At 69.3% G+C, this 6870-nt stretch carries 6 protein-coding genes and 1 pseudogene; 4 read left to right on the top strand and 3 right to left on the bottom strand.

Annotated features, from left to right (window positions below; translation table 11 throughout):
• A pseudogene (locus MKL09_RS11160) lies at positions 1–203 on the top strand (hypothetical protein); the annotation flags it as partial.
• Between the two features lie 248 nt (positions 204–451).
• Here the strand turns inward: MKL09_RS11160 and MKL09_RS11155 are convergent.
• Positions 452–2587: a S9 family peptidase gene (locus MKL09_RS11155; RefSeq protein WP_244020174.1), complete on the bottom strand. Its 2136-nt coding sequence runs from the start codon at positions 2585–2587 to the stop codon at positions 452–454.
• Positions 2588–2984: 397 nt separating this feature from the next.
• Between MKL09_RS11155 and MKL09_RS11150 the strand changes: the two genes are divergently transcribed.
• The 3 genes from MKL09_RS11150 (at position 2985) to MKL09_RS11140 (ending at position 4675) form a co-directional block, all read left to right on the top strand.
• Complete coding sequence (locus tag MKL09_RS11150) at positions 2985–3407, top strand: MucR family transcriptional regulator (protein WP_244020172.1); 423 nt, start codon at positions 2985–2987, stop codon at positions 3405–3407.
• Between the two features lie 119 nt (positions 3408–3526).
• Positions 3527–3739: a hypothetical protein gene (locus MKL09_RS11145; protein WP_244020171.1), complete on the top strand. Its 213-nt coding sequence runs from the start codon at positions 3527–3529 to the stop codon at positions 3737–3739.
• Positions 3740–3829: 90 nt separating this feature from the next.
• The gene (locus MKL09_RS11140; RefSeq protein WP_244020170.1) at positions 3830–4675 is read left to right on the top strand and encodes a DUF6456 domain-containing protein; all 846 of its coding nucleotides are present in this window, start codon (positions 3830–3832) and stop codon (positions 4673–4675) included.
• A gap of 11 nt (positions 4676–4686) precedes the next feature.
• Here MKL09_RS11140 and MKL09_RS11135 read toward each other — a convergent pair whose 3' ends face one another.
• Together MKL09_RS11135 and MKL09_RS11130 are read right to left on the bottom strand one after the other, a co-directional pair.
• Positions 4687–5118: a SufE family protein gene (locus tag MKL09_RS11135; RefSeq protein WP_244020169.1), complete on the bottom strand. Its 432-nt coding sequence runs from the start codon at positions 5116–5118 to the stop codon at positions 4687–4689.
• A gap of 96 nt (positions 5119–5214) precedes the next feature.
• Positions 5215–6240, bottom strand: a complete 1026-nt coding sequence (locus MKL09_RS11130; RefSeq protein ID WP_244020168.1) for a sensor histidine kinase — start codon at positions 6238–6240, stop codon at positions 5215–5217.
• Positions 6241–6870: the final 630 nt, after the last annotated feature.

The raw sequence follows: 6870 nt of genomic DNA, 5'->3' as shown, positions 1-6870 counted from the left end.
CCTATTACGAGACGCTCGAAGCGACGCAGAAGGGCGATCTCGAGATCACGGCCCGGCTGGCCTGGTTTCTCGGAATTCTTGACGCGGCAATCGCCACCGCCGAGACGACGCTCACGGCGGTCCTGCGCAAGGAGCGGTTCGCCGGGCGAGACGGAGGGGGCGCAGCCCCAGGGCAGGCCGTGAGAGTCCCTTCGATCGCGTAACGGACACGCGCGATCACCAAGGGCTGCGGCCAGCGTTACGAAAAATCCCAACCTCACCCCTCATCTTGAGGTGCTGCGCAGCAGCCTCGAAGGAGGCCTCCAGGGATCACGGTGACTTCTGGAGGGCTCCTTCGAGGCGTCCGCTGCACGGACGCACCTCAGGATGAGGGCGTGGGTGGGAAGGGCCGGTTAGCCGGGGTCCGAGATTGCCGCGTCCAACCGGCGATCCGAACCGAGTTCCAGCGCCCCTACGCCCGCCCCACCGCCATCAGCGCGAAGGCGTAGATCAGCGCCACCTCCTCGAGCCGGTCGAAGCGCCCGGCGGCGCCGCCGTGGCCGGCTTCCATGTTGATGCGCAGGAGGATCGGGCCGCCGCCGGTCATGGTGGCGCGCAGCCGGGCGACCCATTTCGCCGGCTCCCAGTAGGTCACCCGCGGGTCGGTGAGGCCGCCCAGCGCCAGGATCGCCGGGTAATCCTTGGCGGCGACGTTGTCGTAGGGTGAGTACGAAAGAATCGTCTCGAAGGCCGCGACGCTCTCGGCCGGGTTGCCCCATTCGGGCCATTCCGGCGGGGTGAGCGGCAAGTCCGCGTCCAGCATGGTGTTGAGCACGTCCACGAACGGCACATCGGCGACGATGCCCGCGAACAACTCCGGGGCGAGGTTGGCGACCGCGCCCATCAGCATGCCGCCGGCCGATCCGCCATGGGCGACGATGCGCTTTTCCGCCGTGTAGCCGGCCGCGATCAGCGCCCGTCCGCAGGCGATGAAATCCGTGAAGGTGTTGGGCTTCTTCTCGCGCTTGCCGTCGAGGTACCAGCGCCAGCCCTTCTCGGTGCCGCCGCGGATATGCGCGATGGCGTAGACGAAGCCGCGGTCGACCAGGCTCAGCAGGTTGGTGCGGAAGCCGGCCGGCATCAGCGTCCCGTAGGAGCCGTAGCCGTAGAGCAGGAGCGGCGCCGAGCCGTCGAGCGCCAGGTCCCGGCGGTGCAGGAGCGAGATCGGCACCTGCTCGCCGTCCGGGGCGGTGGCGAACAGCCGGCGGGTCACGTAGGCGGCCGGATCGTGCCCGCTCGGGATGGTCTGACGCTTGCGCAGGGTCCGGTCGCGGCTGTCGCAGGCGTAGTCCCAGGTCTCCGACGGCGTGGTCATGGACGAGTAGACGAACCGGATCGTCGCCGTGTCGAACGCGTGGCCGCCCCGGAGGCCGAGCGCGTAGGCCTCCTCGGCGAAGGCCACCGTGTGCTCGCCGCCGTCGGCGAGGTCGCGCACGATGATCCGCGGCCGGGCGTTCTCGATCTCGAGGCGGATCAGGTGGCCGGCCAGCAGGTGCAGGTGGCGGATCATCACCCCCGGCCGGTGGGGCACGAGGTCGGTCCAGTTGGCCCGGCCCGGCTCGCCCAGGGGGGCGGTGACGATCTTGAAGTCCTCGGCGCCGTCCGCGTTGGTGCGGATGTAGAGCCGGTCGCCGCGATGCTCGACGTCGTAGATCAGCAGCGGCTCGCGGGGCTGCACCAGGCGTAGGGCGGCCGACGGCGCGTGCCGGTCGAGGAGCCGGACCTCGGAGGTCTCGTGGTCGCTGGCGGTCACGTCCAGGAACGCCCCGGACTGGGTGCGCCCGATATGGACGAAGTAGCCGGCATCCGGTTCGGTGTAGAGCGTCTCGTCGGCCGACTGCGCGGTGCCGAGGCGGTGGCGCATTACCTTGGCGGGGCGGTGGTTGGCGTCGAGGGCGACGTACCAGAAGCTCTGCCCGTCCGCGGCCCAGACCGCTTCGCCGGAGGTTGCGTCGACCCGGTCGTCGCGGTCGAGGCCGGTGGCGAGGTCGCGGACCTTGATCGTGTAGAGTTCCGAGCCCTTGGTGTCGGCGCTCCAGGCGAGCAGCCCGTGGTCGTCGGAATGGACCGCGGCGGCGATCTCGAAAAACGGCAGGCCCTCGCCCTCCCGGTCGCCGTCGATCAGGATCGTCTCGTCCGGGTCGGAGCCGGAATCCGGCACGTTCGGCGACGTGGACGGGCGCCGGCAGACCAGCGGGTGCTGCCCGCCCTCGCGGTGGCGGGTGTAGTAGGCGTAGGGCCCGTCGGGATCGGGCACGCCGCTCTCGTCCTCCTGGATGCGGCCGCGCATCTCGGAGACCAGGGTCTTGCGCAGGTCCGCGGCGCCTTCGAGCGCGGCCTCCGCGAACGCGTTCTCCGCCTTGAGGTAGGCGGCGATGTCGTCGGGCAGGGCGGCGGGTTCCTTGAGGACCGCCTGCCAGTTCTCCGCCTTCAACCACGCGTAGTCGTCCACGATCTCCCGGCCGTGGACGCTGAAGCGCCGCGGCCGGATTTCGGCCACCGGTGCCCCGGTCCGGTTTGCAAGAAGGCCGCGTCCGATCTCCGTCATCGTATCTCCCGCCAGGTCCCGTCACGCCCGGTCAGGGGATGTGTCGCGCCGGAGGTCGCGACGCAAGCCGCCGCGACCCTGGAACCGGCGGGCATCCCTGTGTCGGACATAACTTTAAGTTCGATATCAACAAATCATCATCTACTTGTAGGTGGAAAATCGGGGCCTGAAGTATCTTTGGGCCGATAAATCCGCCGCTTCCCGATACTGTCGTCCTAACTTGTAATACAAAACCTCCTGTTGTACCTTGGTACGAGGGATGGATTGGTGCACGTGCGGCTTGGGGCTGCATGTTCGCGCCGTGTACCACTCTGTCTCGATGCCTGAGCCGGAAGATGCTTGGAACGACCAGGGCAGGAGCGAGACGCACGCTTCATCTGAAATCGGGGGTCACGTGGTGAGAGAGAACGAAAACGCGATCGATCTTGTGGGTGCTACGGCCGACGTCGTGGCTGCCTACGTCAGCAACAATGCCGTCCCGGTGAGCGAATTGCGGCCGCTGTTCGGCCACGTCTACGCGGCCCTGAAACGGGTCGCGGAGGGCCACTCCGTCGCGGCGGCGGAACTGGCGGTGCCGGCCGTGCCGGTCGAGGGCTCGGTGACGGCGGATTACATCGTCTGCCTGGAGGACGGCCGGAAGTTCAAGTCGCTCAAGCGGCATCTCCGGTCGAAATACAATATGAGCCCCGAGCAGTACCGCGCAAAGTGGAACCTGCCCGCCAATTACCCGATGGTGGCGCCGAACTACGCCAAGACCCGCTCCGAACTCGCCAAGGCGATCGGGCTGGGCCGGCCGGACACCCTCCGGGACGCCGCCTGACGGTATCGGACCGGACCCTCGGGGCGTCGCGGGATACCGGGACGAAGTCGGGCGTTGAGGTGCGATGGCGCGTTTCGTGCGATGCTGTCGCAACTCCGTCCGGCGCCGAGGTGCTGAGCATGACCGCGTTTCCCGACCCGCAGGATGGCAATCCCGCGGAGAAGATCGAGCGGATGAACACCGCACTCTCCGAATGGGCCGCGCGGTCTGCCGCCGATAGCGCCGCGCTGATCGATCGCTTCGAGGAACTGGGCTACGCGGTCCGCGGCAAGTCCGAGGACGAGATCGCCGAAATCCTTCGCCAGCCACCGACCAAGCCGTCTGTGACCTGAATCCAGTTTTAGGTAAAAAAACTTTGACATCTCGACCGATCCTGCGCTAGGCCGGTGGGGCGAAGCTACGGGCCGTGACTGGAACAAAACATGAACAAGCGGGCGAAGGCGAGGCGGCCCAAGGCTGCGGCACCGAGCGAGGCGGCCGGCGCGCCCCTGTCGCCGGAGGCGGCCGGGCTGCTGGCGCGGCTCGGCGAGGCGGGGGCCTATGCCCGGCCCGATCCCCTGACCGAGGACGGCCTGCTGGTCCGGCGGGGCGGCGACGGGGTCTCGGTGGGCAGCGGGCGGTTTTCGGACACGGCCGGCCGGGCGCTAATCGCTGCCGACCTCGCCGCCTGGGACCCGTCCGGTGCGAAGCTGACGATCAGCCCGGCGAGACAAGCGCGCCTGCGGCGCCAGCAGGCCCCGGACGGGATGGCCTATCTCGCCCAGCACCACGACCTGACCGTGATCGAGGGGGGCGCCCCGGAGCCGGCTTTAAGGAACGCCTCGGAAAATCCCCTGGCCTGGATGGTCCGGCGCCGGAACGGGGACGGCACGCCGCTGATCGACCCGGCCGCCTTCGAGGCCGGCGAGCGGCTGCGCCGGGACATGACCACGGCCGCCATGCTGCCCCGGATGGGGATCGAGCTCGGCGCCCCCCGGGTCGACGGAGGCGGCGCCCGCGACCCGGCCGCCGCCTCCGATCAGGTGATCGCCGCGCGCCAGCGCGTCCGCGGCGCCCTCGACGCGGTCGGCAGCGACCTGTCCGGCCTGCTGATCGACCTGTGCGGCTTCCTCAAGGGCCTGGAGCGGATCGAGGCCGAGCGCCGCTGGCCCGCCCGCTCGGCCAAGGTCGTGGCCCGCATCGCCCTGGGGCGGCTCGCCGAGCATTACGGGCTGGAGCGCGAGGCGACCGGGCCGGACAGCGGGCGATTGCGGTTGTGGCGGGCGTGAGGGGTCGCGTCCTACCCCTCGACCTTCAAAAACCGCACCGCGTCCCGGTGCACCCGGTCGGCCATGGCGCGGACGCCGTTGGAGCGTTGCGGGGTCAGGTGCTCGCCCAGGCCCAGCTTGGTGTAGAGCGCGAAGGCATCGGTCTCGGCGGCCTCGCGGAGCGGCTTGCCGTCGAACAGCGCGATCATCAGCGCCACGAGGCCGCGCACGATGTGGGCGTCGCTGTCGCCGCGCATCCGCAGGCGCGGCTCCGCGTCGGAGCGGTCGACGTCGAGGTCGATCCAGACCTGGCTGGCGCAGCCCTGGACCTTGTTGGTCTCGGCGTGCAGCGCCGGGTCGGCGGGCGGCAGGGCGCGCCCCAGCTCGATGAGGTAGCGGTAGCGCTCTTCCCAATCGTCGATGAAGGCGAAGTTCTCGACGATGGTGTCGATCGGGGGAACCATGGTGGACCGGATCCGGAAGGGGCGGGGGCCGCTATAAGGCCCCGGCAAAGATCTGGCGACTCCATCGCGAAGCACCAGGGGGCGCGGCGCCGGCGATCACGGCTCCGGGGGCTGCGTCGGCGGCAGGGTCAGGATCAGCGGTTCGGCGGTGCTGGCATCGCCCGTGACTTGGATCTCGGCCTGGGCCGCGTAGGCGGCGATCAGGCGCGGACCCAATTTCGGGATATTGGATCGGCCGGTGGCGGCCATCTCGCTGACCCCGGAGACGATCGAGACGCGCAAGGGGTGGCCCGCGGCGGACTCGATTTCGATGGCGATCGAGCAGGCGACGTGCTCGGCGGTGGCGTCGAGGCATTCCGCGACGATCTCGGCGACGATCATGCCGAGCGCGTTGGCCGTGCGCGGCTCGACCAGCCCGGTCCCGGTGCCGCCGACCTGGACGCTGATCCGTCCGGCCCGCCGCAGCTGCCCGAGGCCCGAGGCCAGGCGGTGGAGATAGTCGTGCAGGTCGATCGACGCGATGTGGGGCGCCTCGTGCAGGTGCTGCTGCACCAGCGCGATCGCCCGCACCCGCTGGCCCAGCGCCTCGAAGCTGCCGCGGCACGGGTCCGGGGCGGCCCGCCCGTAGAGGCCGATCAGGCTGACCATCACCTGCAGGTTGTTGCGCACCCGGTGGTAGACCTCCGCGAGCAAGGCCTCCTTCTCGGCGAGCGCCTGCTCGATATGCTCCTCGGCATGCTTGCGGTCGGTGATGTCGAAGCAGGAGCCGAGATAGCCCTGGAAGCGGCCGTCCTCGACCAGCGGCCGGGCGGTGTCGAGCAGCCAGCGGTAGACGCCGTCGTGGCGCTTCAGCCGGAACTCGACGGTGAACGGCGCCCGCGCGGCAAACGCCTCCGCGACGATCCGGGCGTGGCGCTCGAAATCCTCGGGATGCAGGCCGCTGCGCCAGCCGAGACGCAATTCCTCCTCGAGCGGGCGGCCGGTGAAGTCGAGCCAGCACTCGTTGTGGTGGACGGCGTGGCCCTTTTCGTCCGAACGCCACAGCATCAGCGGCACCACGTCGGCGAAGCGCCGGAAGCTGTCGCTCAGGGCGATACTGCCCGCGGTCGCCGGCCCGTGCATCGGATCGCCCGAGGCGTCCGTCGCCTGCGGCGCAGCCGTTCCGGACCCTGATGGCTGACCGCCCATTCTGTACCCGACCCGCTGTGCCGAACTGCGTGAGACGTCGTGCTCGTATCGTGATGGCGCCGGTCAACGTGCCGATAGGGGTCGCGTTCCGATCTCACGTTGCCGATGGCGTGCTCATCCACACGGGGATGTGGAATTAGGGACGGGACCGGATTTTGACAGGGGTTTTTGGGCGGCGGTAGCGCGGGTTGCGCCACATGTTGCAGAGGATCCGCAGCATAACGGGACATCCGGCATGGCGCGCCCTGTCTCTCCCGCAGAGGCAACCGTGTTCACCTTGTGGCTTATGCAAGCCGCGCCGCGCCGCCTCTCCCGTGCGGGCTACGATGTTCGCACATCAGCGCCGGATAAGAGCAAAACCTTACCCAGGCGCGTCTCCCTCCCCCGCAGAGGCTTGCGGATTCACATATCGGATCTGCAGAAGACACGGGAGACACCGCGGCTCTCCCTCCCCCCTCTGCGGGCTACCGGATTCACACTTCTCTCCCGAACGCCAAGGTTCTGAAAGAAAGGCGCTTTTCCCCTCCCCCTTGCGGGGAGGGGTCAGGGGTGGGGGTGGTCCAG

It is taken from the genome of Methylobacterium sp. J-048, assembly GCF_022829515.1.
Taxonomy (GTDB): domain Bacteria; phylum Pseudomonadota; class Alphaproteobacteria; order Rhizobiales; family Beijerinckiaceae; genus Methylobacterium.
The sequence above is the reverse complement of the archived record's forward strand: the minus strand, read 5'-3'. Positions and strand labels throughout refer to the sequence as shown.

Excerpts from the sequence above, each read along its gene's own strand:
- MKL09_RS11145 (WP_244020171.1), top strand. The coding sequence starts at position 3,527 with ATGACCGCGTTTCCCGACCCGCAGGATGGCAATCCCGCGGAGAAGATC.
- MKL09_RS11140 (WP_244020170.1), top strand. The coding sequence starts at position 3,830 with ATGAACAAGCGGGCGAAGGCGAGGCGGCCCAAGGCTGCGGCACCGAGC.
- MKL09_RS11130 (WP_244020168.1), bottom strand. The coding sequence starts at position 6,240 with ATGCACGGGCCGGCGACCGCGGGCAGTATCGCCCTGAGCGACAGCTTC.
- MKL09_RS11155 (WP_244020174.1), bottom strand. The coding sequence starts at position 2,587 with ATGACGGAGATCGGACGCGGCCTTCTTGCAAACCGGACCGGGGCACCG.
- MKL09_RS11135 (WP_244020169.1), bottom strand. The coding sequence starts at position 5,118 with ATGGTTCCCCCGATCGACACCATCGTCGAGAACTTCGCCTTCATCGAC.